Origin of the sequence: Chryseobacterium sp. T20, from assembly GCF_047345655.1 — a bacterium.
In the GTDB taxonomy this organism is placed as follows: Bacteria; Bacteroidota; Bacteroidia; order Flavobacteriales; family Weeksellaceae; genus Chryseobacterium.
This window is the reverse complement of the sequence record NZ_JBLFDU010000004.1, coordinates 183,262-202,920: the sequence shown is the minus strand read 5'-3', so window position 1 is coordinate 202,920 and position 19,659 is coordinate 183,262. Positions and strand designations below refer to the sequence as shown.

At 36.1% G+C, this 19,659-nt stretch carries 16 protein-coding genes and 3 tRNA genes; 16 read left to right on the top strand and 3 right to left on the bottom strand.

Annotated features, from left to right (window positions below):
• Positions 1-200: 200 nt before the first annotated feature.
• The 5 genes from ACMA47_RS12035 (at position 201) to ACMA47_RS12015 (ending at position 6,962) form a co-directional block, all read left to right on the top strand.
• A complete protein-coding gene (locus ACMA47_RS12035) occupies positions 201-998 on the top strand; it encodes a hypothetical protein (protein ID WP_034693680.1) in 798 nt (265 codons plus the stop codon).
• Between the two features lie 200 nt (positions 999-1,198).
• On the top strand, positions 1,199-3,301 hold the full coding sequence (locus ACMA47_RS12030; protein WP_413929965.1) for a T9SS type B sorting domain-containing protein: 2,103 nt from the start codon (positions 1,199-1,201) through the stop codon (positions 3,299-3,301).
• Between the two features lie 85 nt (positions 3,302-3,386).
• Entirely contained in the window at positions 3,387-3,977 is a 591-nt protein-coding gene (locus tag ACMA47_RS12025; protein ID WP_413929964.1) for a DUF1572 family protein, read from the top strand.
• A 66-nt stretch (positions 3,978-4,043) separates the two neighbouring features.
• Entirely contained in the window at positions 4,044-5,390 is a 1,347-nt protein-coding gene (gene mtaB, locus ACMA47_RS12020; RefSeq protein WP_413929963.1) for a tRNA (N(6)-L-threonylcarbamoyladenosine(37)-C(2))-methylthiotransferase MtaB, read from the top strand.
• Positions 5,391-5,444: 54 nt separating this feature from the next.
• The gene (locus tag ACMA47_RS12015) at positions 5,445-6,962 is read left to right on the top strand and encodes an FMN-binding glutamate synthase family protein (RefSeq protein ID WP_413929962.1); all 1,518 of its coding nucleotides are present in this window, start codon (positions 5,445-5,447) and stop codon (positions 6,960-6,962) included.
• A gap of 74 nt (positions 6,963-7,036) precedes the next feature.
• On the opposite strand, the gene ACMA47_RS12010 is transcribed toward ACMA47_RS12015, so the two are convergent.
• A complete protein-coding gene (locus ACMA47_RS12010) occupies positions 7,037-7,789 on the bottom strand; it encodes a hypothetical protein (protein ID WP_413929961.1) in 753 nt (250 codons plus the stop codon).
• 55 nt (positions 7,790-7,844) lie between these two features.
• On the opposite strand from ACMA47_RS12010, the gene ACMA47_RS12005 reads away from it, so the two are divergent.
• On the top strand, positions 7,845-8,282 hold the full coding sequence (locus ACMA47_RS12005) for an RNA-binding S4 domain-containing protein (RefSeq protein WP_034693697.1): 438 nt from the start codon (positions 7,845-7,847) through the stop codon (positions 8,280-8,282).
• Between the two features lie 18 nt (positions 8,283-8,300).
• On the opposite strand, the gene ACMA47_RS12000 is transcribed toward ACMA47_RS12005, so the two are convergent.
• Entirely contained in the window at positions 8,301-8,816 is a 516-nt protein-coding gene (locus tag ACMA47_RS12000) for a shikimate kinase (RefSeq protein ID WP_047428102.1), read from the bottom strand.
• 115 nt (positions 8,817-8,931) lie between these two features.
• Between ACMA47_RS12000 and ACMA47_RS11995 the strand changes: the two genes are divergently transcribed.
• From ACMA47_RS11995 to ACMA47_RS11985, 3 genes are all read left to right on the top strand, one after another.
• A tRNA-Lys gene (locus ACMA47_RS11995) sits at positions 8,932-9,004 on the top strand.
• A gap of 35 nt (positions 9,005-9,039) precedes the next feature.
• Positions 9,040-9,122, top strand: a tRNA-Leu gene (locus ACMA47_RS11990).
• A gap of 55 nt (positions 9,123-9,177) precedes the next feature.
• Positions 9,178-9,250, top strand: a tRNA-Lys gene (locus ACMA47_RS11985).
• Between the two features lie 182 nt (positions 9,251-9,432).
• Here ACMA47_RS11985 and panC read toward each other — a convergent pair.
• The gene (gene panC / locus ACMA47_RS11980; protein WP_413929960.1) at positions 9,433-10,281 is read right to left on the bottom strand and encodes a pantoate--beta-alanine ligase; all 849 of its coding nucleotides are present in this window, start codon (positions 10,279-10,281) and stop codon (positions 9,433-9,435) included.
• 171 nt (positions 10,282-10,452) lie between these two features.
• Between panC and ACMA47_RS11975 the strand changes: the two genes are divergently transcribed.
• The 7 genes from ACMA47_RS11975 (at position 10,453) to gldN (ending at position 19,656) form a co-directional block, all read left to right on the top strand.
• A complete protein-coding gene (locus ACMA47_RS11975) occupies positions 10,453-11,223 on the top strand; it encodes a glycogen/starch synthase (protein ID WP_034693703.1) in 771 nt (256 codons plus the stop codon).
• A 13-nt stretch (positions 11,224-11,236) separates the two neighbouring features.
• Complete coding sequence (locus ACMA47_RS11970) at positions 11,237-12,883, top strand: DUF4270 family protein (protein ID WP_413929959.1); 1,647 nt, start codon at positions 11,237-11,239, stop codon at positions 12,881-12,883.
• A gap of 36 nt (positions 12,884-12,919) precedes the next feature.
• Positions 12,920-14,773: a glutamine--fructose-6-phosphate transaminase (isomerizing) gene (gene glmS, locus ACMA47_RS11965; protein WP_034693705.1), complete on the top strand. Its 1,854-nt coding sequence runs from the start codon at positions 12,920-12,922 to the stop codon at positions 14,771-14,773.
• Positions 14,774-14,881: 108 nt separating this feature from the next.
• Positions 14,882-16,306: a gliding motility lipoprotein GldK gene (gene gldK, locus ACMA47_RS11960; RefSeq protein WP_413929958.1), complete on the top strand. Its 1,425-nt coding sequence runs from the start codon at positions 14,882-14,884 to the stop codon at positions 16,304-16,306.
• 53 nt (positions 16,307-16,359) lie between these two features.
• Complete coding sequence (gene gldL / locus ACMA47_RS11955) at positions 16,360-17,052, top strand: gliding motility protein GldL (protein WP_079240564.1); 693 nt, start codon at positions 16,360-16,362, stop codon at positions 17,050-17,052.
• Between the two features lie 52 nt (positions 17,053-17,104).
• Positions 17,105-18,697: a GldM family protein gene (locus tag ACMA47_RS11950; RefSeq protein WP_413929957.1), complete on the top strand. Its 1,593-nt coding sequence runs from the start codon at positions 17,105-17,107 to the stop codon at positions 18,695-18,697.
• A 20-nt stretch (positions 18,698-18,717) separates the two neighbouring features.
• A complete protein-coding gene (gldN, locus tag ACMA47_RS11945; protein ID WP_413929956.1) occupies positions 18,718-19,656 on the top strand; it encodes a gliding motility protein GldN in 939 nt (312 codons plus the stop codon).
• The last annotated feature ends 3 nt before the right edge of the window (positions 19,657-19,659 follow it).

The window sequence follows — 19,659 nt, the reverse complement described above, 5'->3', positions numbered from 1 at the left end:
GTGGGTTTGTGTTTAAAAAGACAAAGGTATTAATTATGAAAATAAACTTTACATTAATTAATCGATAAATTAATTAAAAAACTAAGTATTGAATTGTTTTTTTACTTACCTTTAAGAGTGTAAATTTTTGATTATCAAAAACTTTTAATAATGAAAGCCATTGGCTGCATGTGTTCTTTAATTAAATAAAAAAATCACACATGAAAAAGACGTTTTCTGAAGAAGATCTGATAAAGAATCTGAGTTTATATTACCTGAACCGGCATTTGAAAAAAAAGCCCATAGAGAAGTATCACCGTACCATAGACGAATCTCCGCTGCATGACCGTGAAAAGTACAGAAAGAAATCCGAGATTCTGCTTCTCAATTCTTTTATGCATCATTTCCCCGAAGTGAAATTTGAAAACCTTACCTGTGAGAGTCCAGACTTTATCGCCAAGTTAAACGACAAAAAAATCGGAATAGAACTGACCGAAGTGATCAATCATCTGGAAATGAAAAAAGTAGAAAGTACTTTGAATAAAATGTTCCGTCAGGCAGAAATATTATTAGAACAAGAAGACACTACGAAATATCGTGGTGTTTATTTTTTAGAATTCCACCCGGAAACCAAATTTGATAATCTGGAAGTACAACAGGAAAACATCATCAGCATTTATAAGAGTATTAAAAAAAATAAAGGAGTGGGCTGTGTAAAAAGTGTAAGAAAATCTTTCCATCGTAGAAATGTCTTTATCACCCATGAATATAGTATGAATCTGTTTGATGAACTATGTTCCGAAAAGATTCTGGAACTTATTGAAAAGAAGAACGAAAAATTTCCTTACTACGACACCTCTGTAGATGAATGCTGGCTGGTGATTGTTTCAGATATGAATTCTATTGCTTCACGCTATACTTTTATTCAGGATAAAGAACATTTGAGAGAAGTAAAAAGTCCTTTCCATAAAATATTTCACCTGGAAAATCTCTGTGGAAATATTACAAGTATAAAATAAAGCTGATGTTTTATTTTGTTTGGTTATTTTGTTCTTTAATTTGAGATAATATGAATAATTTTAAATTATTTGATGTTTTAATTTGTAATAGTTTAAAATTATATAGATTTTATTGTTTTTAATCAAAATAAGGTTATATTTGATGTGCGTTGATTATCAATGCGATGTATAACTGCTATAACCATAAAAACATTCAATCTATGAGAAAACTTTTACTTTTTATACTTATATGTCTCTCTCATACTTTCTATGCTCAGGCCGATTGTGCTACAGCTCTTTCCGTTTGCGGAAATTCAAATATAACGTATAGCCCTACTGGGTATGGTAATATAAAAGAACTGGTGAACTCAGGAAGTTGTATAGATTTTACTGGTGAGCACAACTCAATTTGGTATAAAATTACAATTGCTACAGGAGGAACTCTTACTTTTGATCTGGTTCCTAATAATCCGGATGCTGATTACGACTGGGCAATTTTTGGCCCCAATGTAAACTGCGGAAGTTTAGGCTCACCAATACGTTGTAATGCTGCAACAGTTATTGGTCCAGGTCCTGCTACAGGATTAAATATGACAAGTACGCTTTTAAGTGCTGCAGGAGGTTCTCTGACTCCTTATTGTAAATATCTTGATGTTTTACCGGGACAGACCTATTATTTGTTTATTGACAACTGGGTGAGTAGTACCAGTTCTACAACAGCTCCGTTTTCGTTGACATGGGGAGGAACTGCCACACTGGCTTCACCATTTACCGATCCAAATATTCAGACCCAGCCATTTAATCCTCCTGGAATTCCTGCGGCAAATCCTGCTGATCCAAGAGAAGTGGTAATATGCTCTACTACAGCTTTATTTGATTTTTCTACATTATCTTCTGGAATTCTCAACGGAAATCAAAACTTTGGGGTAAGCTATCATCTGAGCCAGAATGATGCTTTAACAGGGAATAACCCTATTACAGTTCCTATCACTGTAAATACAACGACTGTCTATTATTACAGCATCAATTATACCGATCCGGCCAATGCATCTAATCCGCTTAATAAATGTAAACAGGTCGGAACATTTAAATTTAAAGATGGTTCTATTACGGCAAAAAATGCAACTTTGACCCAATGTAACAATAATAATGCAGGGACTGCTTTATTTGACTTAACCACAGCGGACGTTATTGGAAACGCAAATGTTACTAAAAAATACTATCCCACAATGGCGGATCTCAATGCAGGGACCAATGAGATTACCACCCCAATGGCATTTGTGTCTGCAGAAGGAATTATTTATGTAAAGGTGATCTCAGAATTTGGCTGTACCGCAGTGGCACAGATTACTTTGAAATTCTATCCTGTAGTGGTGGTGAATGAAACAACCCTGAGATCATGCTTCATTGAAGCCAGTCCATCCACAGCTTCTTTCAATCTTGTCAATGCTTCGGTAACTGGTCAAACTAATCCTACAAAAAAATATTATCCTTCATTAACGGATGCTCTTAATCAGACCAATGAGATTCTGAATGCCAATAATTACATTGCACCTAATGGATTTGTATATATAAGAGTTTCTAATGCTCAGGGATGTTATAATGTGGCGAAGGTTACTTTAGTTGTTATTCCACCTGTCTATTCTGATAAACTTAAAGATGTGACTATTTGTGCAGAAGATCAGACCACGCTGGATGCAGGACCTGGATTCAAAAGCTATGAATGGAGTACAGGAGCTACTACACAAACGATCAAAGCCGGAATAGGTGTATACTGGGTAAAACTTAAAACGGGAGAATGTGTTACAACACAAACTGTAAAAGTGCTTCCTTCTGAACAGCCGGTTGTTTCCGGTATTGATATCTCGAATAACACCATCACGGTATCTGTAATAGGAGGTACTCCGGCATATAAATACTCAATAGATAATATCATCTGGCAGGATTCCAATGTTTTCAATAATCTTTCAAGGGGAGATCATAAAGTCTATGTAAAAGATGCTTATGATTGTGATCCGATAGAAATAGGAATTGTTGTCCCTAATTTAATTAACGTGATTACCCCTAATGCAGATGGAATAAATGATGTGATTGATTATTCAGCCCTAGCCAACAAACAAAACCTGATCATGAATGTCTTTGACCGTTATGGAAATAAAATCTTCCAGGCAGACAAATCCAATGGCTATAAATGGGATGGTACCCAGAGTGGAAGAAGGGTCCCTACAGGAACATACTGGTATTCTATCACATGGAATGAAAATGATAAAAAGAATACAGCCATTAAATTCACAGGTTGGGTATTGGTGAAAAACAGAGAATAGTATATAAAACAGATAGAAAAAACCACTTCAATCGAAGTGGTTTTTATTTTTAAAAGTTGTTAAATTAGATATCAAAATAGAAAGAATGAAAGACCTGTTTGTAAAACGTTTTGAATACTATAAATCTCTTGGTGATAAAACCTTTGAACAGTTAACAGATGAGCAGATGTTCTGGCAGTATAATGAAGAAAGTAATTCTATTGCCATTATTGTGAAACATCTTGCAGGAAATATGCTTTCAAGATGGACCAATTTTCTGACTGAAGACGGTGAGAAATCCTGGCGTAACCGTGATGGAGAATTTGTCAATACTTTTACCAGTAAACAACAGGTTCTTGATTTTTGGGAACAGGGCTGGAAATGCCTTTTTGATGCTTTAGATAAAATAAACGAGGAGAATCTCTATTCCACAACGTATATCAGAGGAGAAGCACATCCGGTTATTGATGCAGTTCTTCGTCAATTAGCGCATTATCCTTACCACATCGGGCAAATTGTTTATATCGCTAAAATGATAAAGAATGAAGATTGGAATACGCTTTCAATTGCTAGAAACCGATCTCAACAGTTTAATACAGAAATGAAAACCAAATTTTCAAATCAGGATCCGGATACCAATTCATCACCCGTCTGCTTTCAAAACAGCCCCGAAGTAAGAGACGAATATAAACAATAGATTGAATCAATCTTGGATTCTTATTAAAATTACTATCTTTGCACCCATAAAATTCAGGAGTAACAAATGTCTACTTTTCACAGAACTGCCGCGTTTCATACACTTGGCTGCAAATTAAACTTTGCAGAAACATCTACTATTGCCCGTCAATTAACAGATGCAGGTTATGATAAGGTAAGCTTTGATGAAAAAGCGAATGTGTATGTTATTAATACATGTTCTGTGACAGAAAATGCTGACCGTGAATGTAAACTTCATGTGAAAAGAGCAATGAAAGCCAATCCAGAAGGACTGGTGGTAATTGTTGGGTGCTATGCACAGCTAAAGCCTGAAGAAATTTCACAGATTGAAGGAGTTGACCTGGTTTTAGGAGCAAAAGAAAAATTCAATATTCTGAGCTACCTTGACGATTTGGAGAAATCTGAAAGTGAAGGAGTTGTTCATTCATGTGAAATTGAAGAAACCGATTTCTTTATCGGAAGTTATTCTATAGGAGACAGAACCAGAGCTTTCCTGAAAGTACAGGATGGCTGTGACTACAAATGTACCTACTGTACCATTCCATTAGCCAGAGGAATTTCACGTTCCGATACCATCGAAAACGTTCTCAGAAATGCCACTGAAATTGCTGCAAAAGACATCAAAGAAATTGTTCTTACAGGGGTGAATATCGGTGATTATGGTAAAGGAGAATTCGGAAATAAAAGACACGAGCATACCTTCCTTGATCTTATTTCAGAACTGGATAAGGTAGAAGGAATTGAAAGAATCCGTATCTCTTCTATTGAACCCAATCTTTTGAAAGATGAAAGTATTGAGCTGGTTTCTAAAAGCAAAAGCTTTGTTCCGCATTTTCATATCCCGTTACAATCCGGAAGCGATGATCTTTTGAAAAAAATGAAACGTCGTTACCTGACCAAGCTTTATAATGACAGAGTCAACAAGATCCGCGAGGTTATGCCTGATGCGGCTATTGGTGTAGACGTTATTGTAGGATTCCCGGGAGAAACAGAGGAAATATTTATGGAAACCTATAATTTCCTTAATGAACTTCCTATTACTTACCTTCACGTATTTACTTATTCAGAAAGAGAAAATACGGAAGCTGCTGCTATGGACGGTGTAGTTCCTGTAGCGGAAAGAAAAAAACGTAATAAAATGTTGAGAATTCTTTCTGAAAAGAAGAAAATGGCATTTTATCAGACACAACTTGGAAAAACGCTGCCTGTTCTTTGGGAGCATGAAAATAAAGACGGGAAAATGTTCGGCTTCACAGAAAACTATGTGAGAGTCCAGAAAGACTTTGATCCTGCATCCATCAATCAAATTGAATTTCTAAATTTAGAAAAAATCCTGTCAGATGGCACGGTTTCTGTGCAATCTTCTTACCAAAATTTTTTAGCAAAAGCATAGGCTCTTTGCAAAAATTCTACTAAATTTATTTTTAAACTTTTAAATACTACATTCATGAGAGATAAGTTTTTATCTTGGGGAATTGTATTAGTAGTTGCTACGTGGATTGTAGCAATACTGATCAGAGCGCATTATTGGATACCAACACTGTTATCCGCCATTTATGCATTGGGTGTTTACAATGCTTACCAATCGAAACATGCTATTTTGAGGAACTTTCCTGTATTGGGATACTTCAGGTATTTTTTCGAAAGTATTTCACCCGAAATGCAGCAATACTTCATTGAAAGGGAAACAGACGGGAAACCGTTTCCCAGAAACCAGCGCTCTGCAGTATACAGACGTGCAAAAAACTTAAGTGATACTGTAGCTTTTGGTACACAGCTGGAAGTGAATCACAGAAAATACGAAGGGATCAAGCATTCTATTTATGCAAAATCACCATCAGAAGAACTTCCGAGAGTGTGGGTAGGAGGAGAGCATTGTACACAGCCTTACCATGCGTCATTATTCAATATTTCTGCAATGAGTTTCGGAGCTTTGAGTGACAGGGCACAGATCTCACTGAACAGAGGAGCTAAAAAAGGGAACTTTTATCATAATACAGGAGAAGGAGGAATTTCGCCTTATCACATGGAAGGAGGAGATTTATGCTGGCAGATTGGGACAGGGTATTTTGGATGCCGAGACGCAGAAGGAAAATTCAATCCTGAATTATTTACAAAATATTCCACCCTTCCTAATGTGAAAATGGTTGAAATCAAATTATCACAAGGAGCAAAACCGGGACACGGAGGAGTTCTTCCGGGAGTAAAAAACACACCGGAAATTGCAGCAATTCGTCACGTAACACCGGGAATGACTGTTATTTCACCACCATCTCATAGTGCCTTTTCTGATGCAGCCGGATTGCTGAGGTTTGTACAGCAATTAAGAGACCTTTCCGGAGGAAAACCGGTGGGTTTTAAACTTTGTATTGGCGATACCAAAGAATTTGAAGATATCTGTGTACAGATGAATGTTCTGAAGATTTATCCTGATTTTATCACTATAGACGGAGCAGAAGGAGGAACAGGAGCTGCACCACCAGAATTCTCTGATGGAGTAGGGATGCCTTTGGAACCAGCTTTGATCTTTGTAAACAGAACGCTTAATAACTATAATCTGAGAAGTAAATTAAGAGTGATCGCCAGCGGTAAAGTTCTTACCAGCCTTGATATCCTGAGAGCAGTTGCAATGGGTGCAGACATGTGTAACAATGCCAGAGGATTTATGTTCTCTTTAGGATGTATTCAGGCGTTGAGATGTAACTCAAATAACTGTCCTACGGGAGTAGCAACCCAGGATAAAATGCTGATTAAAGGACTTGATGTGACAGATAAAGCAGAAAGAGTATATCACTTTCACAAAAATACACTTCATACATGCAATGAACTGATTGCTGCTGCAGGAAGAAGCTCTTATGAAGAAGTAGATGCTACCATGTTTATGAGAGGAGATGAGTTTGACCACCTTGCAGATCTTTATTTCCCTGATATTTTAGGAAATGTAAAACAGAAAGCAAGATCGTAATTCTAATTGATACCAATAAATAAACATCCCCCAAATAACAATTTGGGGGATGTTTATATTTTATTTTTTAATTATTATTGTTTTTCACCACTTGGTCTGTCCGATCTTCCATAAATCTGAAAGTTGAACACAAACGATTTATTTCTGTAAGAAGTATTTAAATACGGATAATGAGGGTTTCTTGCAAAAGCAGCTCTGGAAGGAACAATAATTACTCCCTGTAAATTATAAGGGGCTTCACTGGAAAGATCTTTGAATGATTTGAATTTCAATAAAGCTTCTCTGAAACCAGGAATTTGATAATAACTTGCTTTTTTTGAAGCATCTGTTGTACCAGCCTCTAATATTGATTTCTTTACGTAATAAAACATTGGGTCAATAACAGGAACACCTGTTCCGTCAATGGTATTTAAAAAGGCAGCTTTTGCTTGAAATGAAGTGTTCCCGTCAGAATTAACAGCCAGATAGGAGTACACTCTTCCCATGATTTTAATAACATCATCATCTTTGATCGTTTGATCATCGGCAGGATTAACAGGCTGAGCACCACTTCTCATTATATAGATTGTTCCTGAAGGAAGAGTTATAGGTGACAATTCAGATAATTTCTTTTCATTATCATCTGCAGTATCTGTAGAGCTGAAAGCTTTTATATTACCCTGAGCATCGAGATAATTCTCATCCATGAATTTCTTAATGGCTTGATCATCATAGGTGTTTTGTGTAGTAATGTCTTCCGGTTCTACATAGGTTGATGTATCATCATCTTTCTTACAAGCAGAAAAACACAAAGATCCTGCAAGGATATATAAAAATATTTTTTTCATTTCAAAAAACTTTAATTACTTTACAAATAATATAACGGCAAAAGTATAAAAAATTATGAGAATAGATAAATTTTTATGGAGCATTCGTTTTTATAAGACGAGAAGTATTGCAGCAGAGGAGATTAAAAAGAATAGAGTTTCTATAGGAACGTCTGCCGTAAAGTCTTCTAAAGAGGTAAAAGAAGGAGATACCATTAAGATCCGTAAGAATCAAATTGATTATAAAATAAAGGTAATTCAGATTCCTAAAAGCAGAATTGGAGCCAAGTTGGTGCCTCTTCATATTCAGGATGTGACAGATAAAGAGCAGTACGAACTGTTGAAACTCCGTAAAATGTCACAAGACTATTACAGAAATAAAGGAGAGGGAAGGCCTACCAAAAAAGATAGAAGAGAGATGGATGACTATGTAGGAAACGATATCGACTCCGATTTTACAGACTGGGATGATTTCTTTGGAGAAACAGGTAGTGAAGCTGATGATGAGGATTAATAATAAAATAAAAAAGCTCTAGAGATAGAGCTTTTCTATTATTTCGTTGACAATGTCTTCCGGTTCTCTAGAATCTGTCCCTACAGTGAATTGTGCTTTGCTGTAAAATTGATTTCTTTCAAATAAATGTTTGGCAATGAATTCTGGCAGGTCTTCATCAGATATATTGGCAATTAATGGCCTTTTTTCTTTCTGTTTTGAAAGTCTTTCCACCAATGTTCCAACTCCTGTTCTTAAAAAAACACTCTTGGAGTTATGATTAATGATCTCCATATTATTATAATATACAGGAGTTCCTCCACCAAGGCTTAAGACCACATTTTCTTCAGAAGCCAATATCTCTTCAAGTGCCTCTCTTTCCAGTTTTCTAAAGTAAATTTCTCCCTTTTTCTCAAAAATTTCTGGGATGGTTAATTTATTTCTTCTGGAAATCTCTTTATCGAGATCAATTAATTTAAAATCTATTTTTTCGCTTAATATTTTGGAAATGTGAGATTTGCCACTTCCCATGTATCCGATCAATGAAATTACCATGAAATTTTTTTTAACAAATTTGCGAAAAAGTTTTGAGATAAAGAAAAAAGTCATATCTTTGCACCACTTAAAACAAGGGACATTACTTAAATGAAAACTTGTTATACAAGTGGCCGACTCGGTAGCTCAGCTGGTAGAGCAATACACTTTTAATGTATGGGTCCTGGGTTCGAATCCCAGCCGGGTCACTAGCAATAATGATTACTTAATTTGTAATTTTATTGCCTGCGTGGTGAAATTGGTAGACACGCCATCTTGAGGGGGTGGTTTCCTAAGGATGTGCTGGTTCGAGTCCAGTCGCAGGCACTGCAAAGAAAATTTTATAATTAATATTGAAATTTATTTCATTTTAATTGTGGCCGACTCGGTAGCTCAGCTGGTAGAGCAATACACTTTTAATGTATGGGTCCTGGGTTCGAATCCCAGCCGGGTCACAAGTTTACTGAAAAGTAAATTTTTTTCATATTAATATTTTGTGATTTGGTGTTTCAAAGGCTTCCTTCAGGAGGCCTTTGATTTTTGTATGAACTCAAGAAACTAACCTTTCTTGTTTGGGTATTCAATAAAAAATCCCCAACTGGAATAGCCGGGGATATTATATTGTAAGAGATAAAGATTAATCCAGGTGCATGTTGTCAATTAATCTTACTCCATCTACTACAACTACGATGAAGGCTCTGAAATTTCTGTCTTTATAGAAAAAATCAGTTTCCTGTAAGGTGTTTTCATCAGCAATCAGAAAGTATTCAAGCTTCATACCCTGTTGGTCATCAAAAATATCAGCTACTCTTTCCTTAATTTCCGGAATACTTACTGTTCTGAACCAGTCGTTTACTTTCTTTAGAGTCTCATAAATAATTTTAGAAACTTCTTTTCGGTCTTCGTGAAGTCTTTGGTTTCTTGAGCTCAGTGCCAGTCCGTTTTCTGCCCTGTAAATAGGAACTCCGGATATCTTAACGGGAAGGTGTTTTTTCTCCACCATTTTTTTAATAATAGCAAGTTGCTGAAAATCTTTTTCACCAAAATAAGCATTATCAGGCTGTACCTGTCTGAAAAGTTCTTCTACAACAGTTCCGACTCCGTTGAAATGTCCCGGCCTGGATTTACCTTCCATTTCATTTTCCAATCCGTCAAAATCATACGGTTGGCTTTCTGCTTTTTCAGGGTAAATATCTGCTACTTCTGGGATGTAAACAGCATCTACAAGGCCTGAATTCTGAAGAATAAGGATATCTCTGTTAACATCTCTTGGGTATTTTTCAAGATCCTCAGGATTGTTGAACTGAGTTGGATTTACAAAAATTGAAGAGATAACAAGGTCATTTTCTTTTCTTGCCTCTTCATACAGAGAAAGATGGCCATTGTGCAGGGCGCCCATAGTAGGGGCAAAGCCAATTCTTTTTCCCATTTCTTTCTGTCTTTCAATGAAATCCTGAAGGACTTTTCTGTTTTTTAGAACTTCCATAGTTTATTTTAATACTATTTCAAAAATACTAAAAATATCGCATAATAATATGTACTTTTAATAATTTGAAAAAGGGAATTTTCGTAAAAAAATGTTAATTAAAATAATGTTGGATGTTTTTTTGTAATTTTGCACATTAAAGCATTTTTACAAAAATTAGATAGAAAGTTTATGCCGAATCAAAAAATACTGTACATTACTACAGAGATGTATCCATATCAGGAAGATACAAATATGGCTGCAGTGGTAAACAAAATGGCACTTAAGATGCACCAAGAAGGCAATGATGTAAGAGTTTTTATGCCAAGATTTGGACAAATAAGTGAGAGAAAGTTCCAACTTCATGAAGTAATCCGTCTTTCAGGGATGAATATTATTATCAATGATTTGGACCAGCCTCTAATCATTAAAGTAGCGTCTCTTCCGGGGGAAAGACTTCAGGTTTACTTTATTGACAATGAAGAATACTTCAAAAGAAAACAATATTATTTCGACGATGAAGGAAACCCTTTCGAAGACAATGATGAAAGAGCTATTTTCTTTGCCAGAGGAGTTATTGAAACCATTAAGAAACTAAACTGGGTGCCGGACGTTATCCATTTAAATGGATGGATGTCTTCTTTTGTTCCAATTTATCTTAAAACTTACTACGAATCAGATACTTATTTCAAAGATGCAAAAATTGTACTTTCTCTTTACAATGAGAAAGATGCTGACTTGGACAAAAAGATCGATGAAAAGCTACAGTTTGATAATATTTCGGGATTAAAAGCGTTAGATAACCCAACTATTAAAAGTTTTGTTATCGAGAGTATGAACTATGTAGATGCCGTTGTAAAGGGTGACGAGTTTTTGGATGAAGACCTGGATAAGGCTTTCAATGAAACAGCAACCCAGAAATCGGAATATCTGGACGTAGATTCTATAAATCAACTTTATTAAAAACACATTTTTAATGACTCATAATCTTAAAAAGACCTTCGCCATGCTTCTATTGGCGATTTTTGGAAGTGCATTCCTTTATAACTGTGAACCGGATCCGGATTCTCTTGGTGAGCAGCTGTTTAATGGTGATGCAGCACAAGGCAATGAAATTGCATATCCTGTTATAGCTTACAATTATGATAACAATGATTCAATCAGAAGTGATGCTTCAAGATTGATCAGCGGATTGAACGAATCCGGTGCTACTACAAATGTTGCTGTTCTTGGAGCCTTTACTGAATCCCAGTTTGGAATGCAAAGAGCATCTTATGTTACGCAGCTAAGAATGCCGGTAGATAATTTCGACTTCAACGGCGCGAATCCAAAAGTAGATTCTGTAGTCCTTGTAGTGAGACCACCTGTAAATACAGCTTCGAATACTTACTTCTTTGAAGGCAGCGATTCATTAAAGACAAATACATACGCAAAAACTGATTTCCCGGTAGACGGGGTTGCTACAGAAGTTTCCATTGAGAAAAAAACTTACCCTGTTCGTAAATACGGTAAAATAGGAGGGGCTTCAAAATCAATGAAAATTAATGTACACGAAGTGACTACGTTCTTAGATGCAAATAATGATGCTCTAAAACGTTCCAATGCGTCAATTAGTACTGGTGAATTGTTAGGTTCAGGAGTATTTGACGGCAGTATGAATTCCTTATCTATTACTAAAAAATCTGATAACTCAGTGGTATTTACCGGAAACCTAGGGTTCAGAATGAAATTAAGCAATACGAACTTTTTCCAGACTCATATTCTTGATAAAAAAGGAAAACCTGAACTTCAGGATGCTGCGAACTTTATCAGATATTTTAAAGGAATAAAAATTTCTGTGGATGAAACGGATAGATATCTTTACCAGTTCTCTCCTAATGATTTGCAGCTTATCATGTATTACAAATATGATAAAACGGAGAATGGAGCAACTACAAGACCACAAACAACCCTTAGTTTCAATCTAGGAAGTGCAAATGCTCATATCGGATTGTATGAGTACAACAGATCTGGATCACCTGCTGCAGCTGCACTGGCTGCAAGTAATCCTAATGAAGGAGATGAAAGACTTTTTGTTCAGGGAATGGGAGGTCCTTCTGTGGTAGTGAAAATTCAAGATGAGACCATCGCCAAACTTAAGGAGATCTATAATAAAGACAAAGCTGGTATTGTAAGTGCAAAGGTCAGAGTATATCTGGATCCTTTAACATGGAAAAACACCGGTTCTACTGAAGATCGTAAGTTTACCGTTTTAAACAATACATTAAATGCGGGTAAAATTGATTACTCAAAATTAACGTTCACTTCAGATCTTACAAACGGACTTGGCTTATATTATTATAAAGATAATCCTGGTTATTATGATTTTGTAGTCACAAAAACAATCAAGGATATTGTTGAAGGAAAAACAGAAACAGTTGGAGATGTTACACAGCCGATTGTTAATAAACCATTAATTATCAGTGCAGGAGCATTTGCAGCAAGTACTACAGGAACCCTTTTAGGTGTTCGTAATACGACAAGAGCATTTGATATGAACAGAATTATTCTGACAGGAATTGATAAAACGAATACCAACCCTAAGAGAATCCAGCTAATGGTGACTTATGGTACGAAAAAATAGAACACGATAAACAAACAACACTAGACAAAATAAAATATGTGCGGAATAGTAGGATATACAGGTTTTCAAGACGCTTATGAAATTGTAATTAATGGTCTTAGAAGATTGGAATATAGAGGGTATGACAGTGCCGGAATTGTTTTAGAAGGACCAGAGAATAAGCTGGAAGTAGAAAAAACAAAGGGTAAAGTGGAGGATTTGGTGAATATTTCAAAAGGACTAAAAGGAACGTCTAAAATTGGAATGGGACACACCCGTTGGGCTACCCACGGAGTTCCAAGTGATAGAAATTCCCACCCGCACTTGTCAAACAACGGAAAAATTGCAATTGTACATAATGGTATTATTGAAAACTATGATACCATTAAAACAATGCTTACTGAGAAAGGTTTTACTTTTAAATCAGAAACAGATACTGAAGTACTGGTGAACCTTATCCAATATTTTATGGATCTTAATCCGGATATCGATTTCCCAACTGCAGTGAGATATGCATTGAATGAAGTATATGGTGCCTATGCAATCACTGTACTTCATGAAGATTATCCTGGAGTATTGGTTGTAGGAAGATTAGGATCTCCTTTAGCAATCGGAATCGGAGATAAAGAATATTTTATTGCATCTGATGCTTCTCCTTTCGTAGAATTTACAAAAGAAGCTATATATCTTGAAGAAGGACATATGGCAACAATCTCTCTGGAAAATGGAGTAGATATCAGAACCATCAATGAAAACTCTAAGATTGAGCCTGAAATCCAGGAACTTAAGTTGAGTCTTGAGCAAATCGAGAAAGGTGGATATGAGCACTTTATGCTTAAAGAAATCTTTGAACAGCCTAAATCTGTACATGATACTATGAGAGGTAGGCTTCTTGTAGATGAAGGCGTAATTAAAATGGCTGGAATCTGGGATCACGTTGAACGATTCAAAAATGCTAACAGAATTATTATCATCGCTTGTGGTACTTCATGGCATGCCGGTCTTATCGGAGAATATCTGATAGAAGAATATGCAAGAATTCCTGTGGAAGTAGAATATGCATCAGAGTTCAGATACAGAAACCCAATCATTACAGATAAAGATGTGGTGATTGCCATTTCTCAATCTGGAGAAACAGCTGATACTATGGCTGCTTTAAAGTTAGCAAAAGAAAAAGGTGCATTTATATATGGTATATGTAATGTGGTGGATTCTTCTATTGCAAGAATTACAGATGCTGGTTCATATACCCATGCTGGTCCTGAAATTGGAGTTGCTTCTACCAAAGCATTTACGGCACAGCTTACCATTCTTACTTTAATTGCATTTAAATTAGGAAAACACAACGGAAACTTAGGAAACGCTGAATTTATGAGCTTAATCGCTGAGCTTGATGCTATTCCTAAGAAAATTGAAGAAGTGTTGAATACCACTCATGAGCTTACGCAGAATATTGCAAAAGATTTTGTGAAAGCTACCAATTTCCTTTACTTAGGAAGAGGATACAATTATCCTGCAGCCTTAGAAGGAGCCTTAAAATTAAAAGAAATTTCTTATATCCATGCAGAAGGATACCCGGCTGCAGAAATGAAGCACGGTCCAATTGCCCTGATCGACGAAAATATGCCAATTGTAATTATAGCACCTAGAAAAGGCCACTATGATAAAATTGTAAGTAACGTTCAGGAAATTAAAGCGAGAAAAGGAAAAATTATCGCTGTAGTTAATAAAGGAGACCGTCAGGTGAGTGAAATGGCAGATTATGTTATCGAAATCCCTGAAACTTCAGAATGTTTCTCTCCAATCGTTGCTTCCGTACCTCTGCAACTGCTTGCTTATTATATAGCAGTATATAGAGGAGCCAACGTAGATCAACCGAGAAACCTTGCAAAATCTGTTACCGTGGAATAAAAAGTTGTTGTAAATAAAATAAATTTAGATTTCTTCCGTTATTTCAAAAAAAATCTTAAAAGTTTCTTAAAAAAATTATATATTTACGGCTTAATTATAAAAATTAACATGAAAAGGATATTTCTTTTATTATTGTCTGCGTCGGTAGCATCGGTATCTTGTTCAGGTGGTGGCAGCTCTTCTGTAGGGAAGCCAGGAACAAAAGGAGAATTGATACCAAGAGAAAAAACTAAATCATTTGTTGCGGAAAGACCATACGGAATGGTTGCAATTCCTGCAGGTTCATTTGTTGCTGGTTTAGCAGACCAGGATCCAACAAATACTCCTGAAAAAGCAGCATTGAAGACAGTTACTGTTTCTTCTTTCTTCATGGATGAAGCAGAAACTACCAACTCGGAGTACAGAGTATTTATCAATTATGTAAGAGACTCTATCGCGAGAACTTTACTTGCTGAAGCTGCCGGAGAAGGTGGTGATGAAGGCGGACGTAAAGGAGCAGCAATAGGAGATTATGCATACCTTGCTAAAAAAGAAGAAAATTTAACACCTTATCAAGAATATATGGAAGGCCAGGGTGGCCGAGAAGACGGAAGCTATGATGCCAGCAAAAGATTAGATTGGAAAATTCCTTTACACTGGAGCACATCAAAATATCCGGATGTAGAATACGCAGAAGTTCTAGAATCTCTGTATCTACCTTCTTCTTCAAGAATCGGAAACGAAAGAATTTTAGATGTCAGCAAGCTGAAATATACTTACCGTTGGGGAGATATGGACGCTGCAGTTGCAGATAACGAAAGAGGAGCTAACTACCTGAAAAGCGAAAGTATCGCGATCTATCCTGATACTACAGTTTGGGTAAAAGATTTCCACTTTGCTTACAATGAGCCATTGTTTGAACAGTATTTCTGGCACAAGGCTTACAAAGACTATCCTGTTGTTGGGGTTACCTGGGATCAGGCAAGGGCTTATTGTAACTTCAGATCTAAATTGAAAACAGATTACAACGAAAGTTTAAAAAGAAAAAAACAAAGACCATTAGAGTTCCGTCTTCCAACAGAAACTGAATGGGAATATGCTGCAAGAGGAGGTATGCAAAATGCTACTTACCCTTGGGGTGGTCCATATTTAATGGACGACAGAGGTTGCTACCTGGCTAACTTTAAGCCGAAAAGAGGTAACTATATGGAAGACGAGAAAAAAGGTACTTATACATATACAGCTCCAGTTAAGAAATTTAAGAAAAATGGGTTTGGGTTATTTGATATGGCTGGAAACGTTTCTGAATGGACACTATCTTCATTTAACAATTCTTCTTCAGGATTCTCTTCTACATTAAATCCTTCTACTAAAGATAAGTTGGATACGAAGAAATCTGTAAGAGGTGGATCTTGGAAAGATATAGGATATGCACTAATGACAGGTGCTAGAGATTGGGAAAGAAAAGATTCCGCAAGAAGCTATATCGGATTCAGAACTGTTCAGGACATTCCTGAAGCAGCTGTTAAACCAAGAAGAGTTAACAGAAATTAATCAGACAATTTTTCAATAACAATTTTATTTAACATTAAAAAAACTAACTCAATATGTTTAAGACTAAAGATGCTTGGATGAATTTCTTTTATTCATTCGGTGCTGCAATTGTAATTCTTGGAGCTTGGCTTAAAATTACTCACATTACCTTGGGACCTATTAACGGTAACATCGCTCTTACCGTAGGACTTATTACCGAGGCGATTATCTTTATCATCTTTGCATTTGACCCTCCAAAAACTGAAGAGTCTTATGCTTGGGAAAATGTTTATCCTGAGTTATTAGATAAACATGCTAATCCAAATCCTTTACACTCTAATGTAACAACTAAAAATACAAGTGCTCAATTTGCTGAATTAGAAAACTCTCTTTCTAACAAATTGGATAAAATGCTTGAAGATGCTAGATTAGACGTTCAATTATTTGAAAGATTAAGAACAGGAATTGATAAATTCTCAAACTCTGTTGATCAGATCAATCAAACTGTAGACGTATCTGCTTCTACTCATAAATATAACGACCAATTAAATAAAGCAGCTCAACACATGGAAAGCATGAATGCTCTTTATGCAATGCAACTTGAAAGCGGTAAGAGACAATCTGAATTTGCTAACAAGTATGTTGCAGATATGCAGAAATCTGCAGAGCAATCTGAGAAATTCAACCAAGAGCTACAAGGTTTAACATCTAATCTTAATAACTTAAATAGAGTTTATGGTGGTATGCTAACTGCTATGAAGTCTTAATTCCTAACCATTTCTAAATTTAACTACTTAATCAAAAAACAAAGAAAAGAGAATGGCACAAGGAAAACAGACCCCTCGTCAGAAGATGATCAACCTAATGTATTTGGTGTTCATCGCGATGATGGCCCTAAATATTGATGCAGAAATCATCAGATCATACTATGACTCTACCAGAGCATTGAATGAAACCAGAACTTTAACAGAAAAAAAGAACGAGAAGATTTTTGAAAGAACGTTGGAAGCTAAGGCCCAGCAAGTTCCGGATACCTATGCGCAGCCTTGGTCTCAGTACAAAGTATTGAAAACCAAAATTGATGCATTGGTGAAATCTGCTCAGGATATTAAAGATTTGTTGAAAAAACAATCTGAGTTTCACGACAAAGATCCTCAAACAGGAAAAGATATTGATGTAAGTGAAAACTTTGCTGCATTGAACAATAATGAAGCTACTACTGAATATTTCTTTAAAGAAGGAGATGAAAATACTCCATCTAAGAATGCATTAGACCTGAAAGCTAAAATTGATGACGTAAGAAACTACATCAATGCTACTTTTGGAAACAATGCTCAGTTACAGGATTTAGTTGCAAGAGCTAACAAGTCTCTTATTGCAGAATATCCGAAAGGAACGTCTCCAAATGAAAAGACTTGGTTCCAGAATAAATTTTATCATCAGCCGCTAATTGCTGCAATATCTAACTTGGAGATTATCCAAAATGATGCCAGAAACGTTCAGTCTGATGCATTGGCACTATTACTTCAGGAAAAAGTAGATGCGAGTATTAAGTTCTCAAGCTACGAGCCTATCGTTTCAGGTCCGATTGATATCCAGGCAGGAAAACAGGCTGAAGTAAAAGTAATGTTAGGTACTTATTCTAACAGCAATAAGATCAGTATTTCTGGAGTAAGTAAAGTAGAAAATGGTAAAGGTTCTATCGCTATTTCTGGTTCTGGAATAGGTGAACATAAATTGGGAGGTACTATTACGTTAACGGATGCTTCTGGTAAGCCACAATCTTTCCCTTGGACTCATACTTATAATGTAATTGCAGGACCAAGAGAAGTAAAACTTGAAAAAGGTTTATTACTTGCTGCAGACAAAATGAATGTAATGTACAGAGGACTTGAGAACCCTGTTTCAGGATCAATCTTAGGTGCTGATAATTCTAAACTTTCATTATCTGCTCCGGGTGCATCTGTAAGAAGTACAGGTCCAGGTAAATGGAGTGTGAAACCAACTTCAGGTAATGTTGTTAAATTAACACTATCAGGAATTGATCCTTATGGAAAATCAGTATCTCAGGTATTTGAATACAGAATTAAGAACGTTCCGCCTCCAAGAGGAGAAATGAGAGGACAGAATGTATTGTCTATGCCGGCAACTTCTATTCCTAACCAGTCTGTTCAGGCAGCAATTCCTGACTTTGACTTCCCTGTTTCGTTTACTGTAACTCAGTTTATGGTAAGAGTACCAGGTAGAGCAGCGCTTCTTGTTCATGGTAATTCTCTGGATGAAGCAGCAGGTTTAGTGAAGAATCTGAGAACGGGAGATGTGGTTTCTATCTTTGATATTAAAGCGACAGCTCAGGGTCTTGACGGTCAGATTATTAAAAACATTACTCCTATAATCATTAATGTTCAATAGGACTAAAATTGTAATTTATTATGAAAAAATATATTAGCACCCTTTTAGTATTAGTTTCGGGATTTGCTTTTTCCCAGACTATTCTGAACGCAGCTTCTCCGGAAGAGTTCAGACAGATGAGAGCAGAAAACAAACAGAAAGTTGGTGATACTATTGTAGATAAAACAGTAAAACCTCTTGAATATGGTTTTGTTGAAGACAAAGATATCCTTAAGAGTATGTTTGTATGGGAGATCATTGATATGAATGATAAGATCAACCAGCCATTCTACTATGATAATCCGGATGGTCTTCTTGCTACACCTACAAGATCTCTGTACCAATTATTATTGGATGCTGCTTTGAGCGGTAAGATTGAGCAGGTATATGACGATGAAAACTTTACTGTAAAACTTTCTCCGGAAGGAATTCAGAAGAGATTGGAAAAAGTAATAATCAATGATGCTGCTATTGATATCTTAAACTCTGGAAGACAGCTTACAGAAGCAGAAAAGAAGCAATATACTGACGTATTTAAGACAACTACTGATAAAGTAAAAGTTCTTAAAATCATGGGTATGTGGTTTATTGATAAGAGAGATGGACAAATGAAATACAGACCTCTTGGTATTGCTGCAATGGGACCAGATCCTGCAGTACAGGGAGTTATTGGTCCGGATGGTAAGCCTATTGCAAGTAATGATGAGCTTATTGACCTATTCTGGATCTATTATCCAAGTGCTCGTGATATCTTAGCAAACAATTTTGTTTTCAATAGAAAAAATTCATCTGCTGACTTATCTTTCGATGATGTTATCAATGCAAGAAGATTCTCTTCTATCATTTATAAATCTTCAGCTGGTTTAGGAGACGGTACTATTAAGGATTACATTCCTAAAAATGCCGATGAACAACTGGAAGAAAGCGATAGAATCAAAGCGCAGATTCTTGAAATGGAAAATGATATGTGGAATTACTAGATT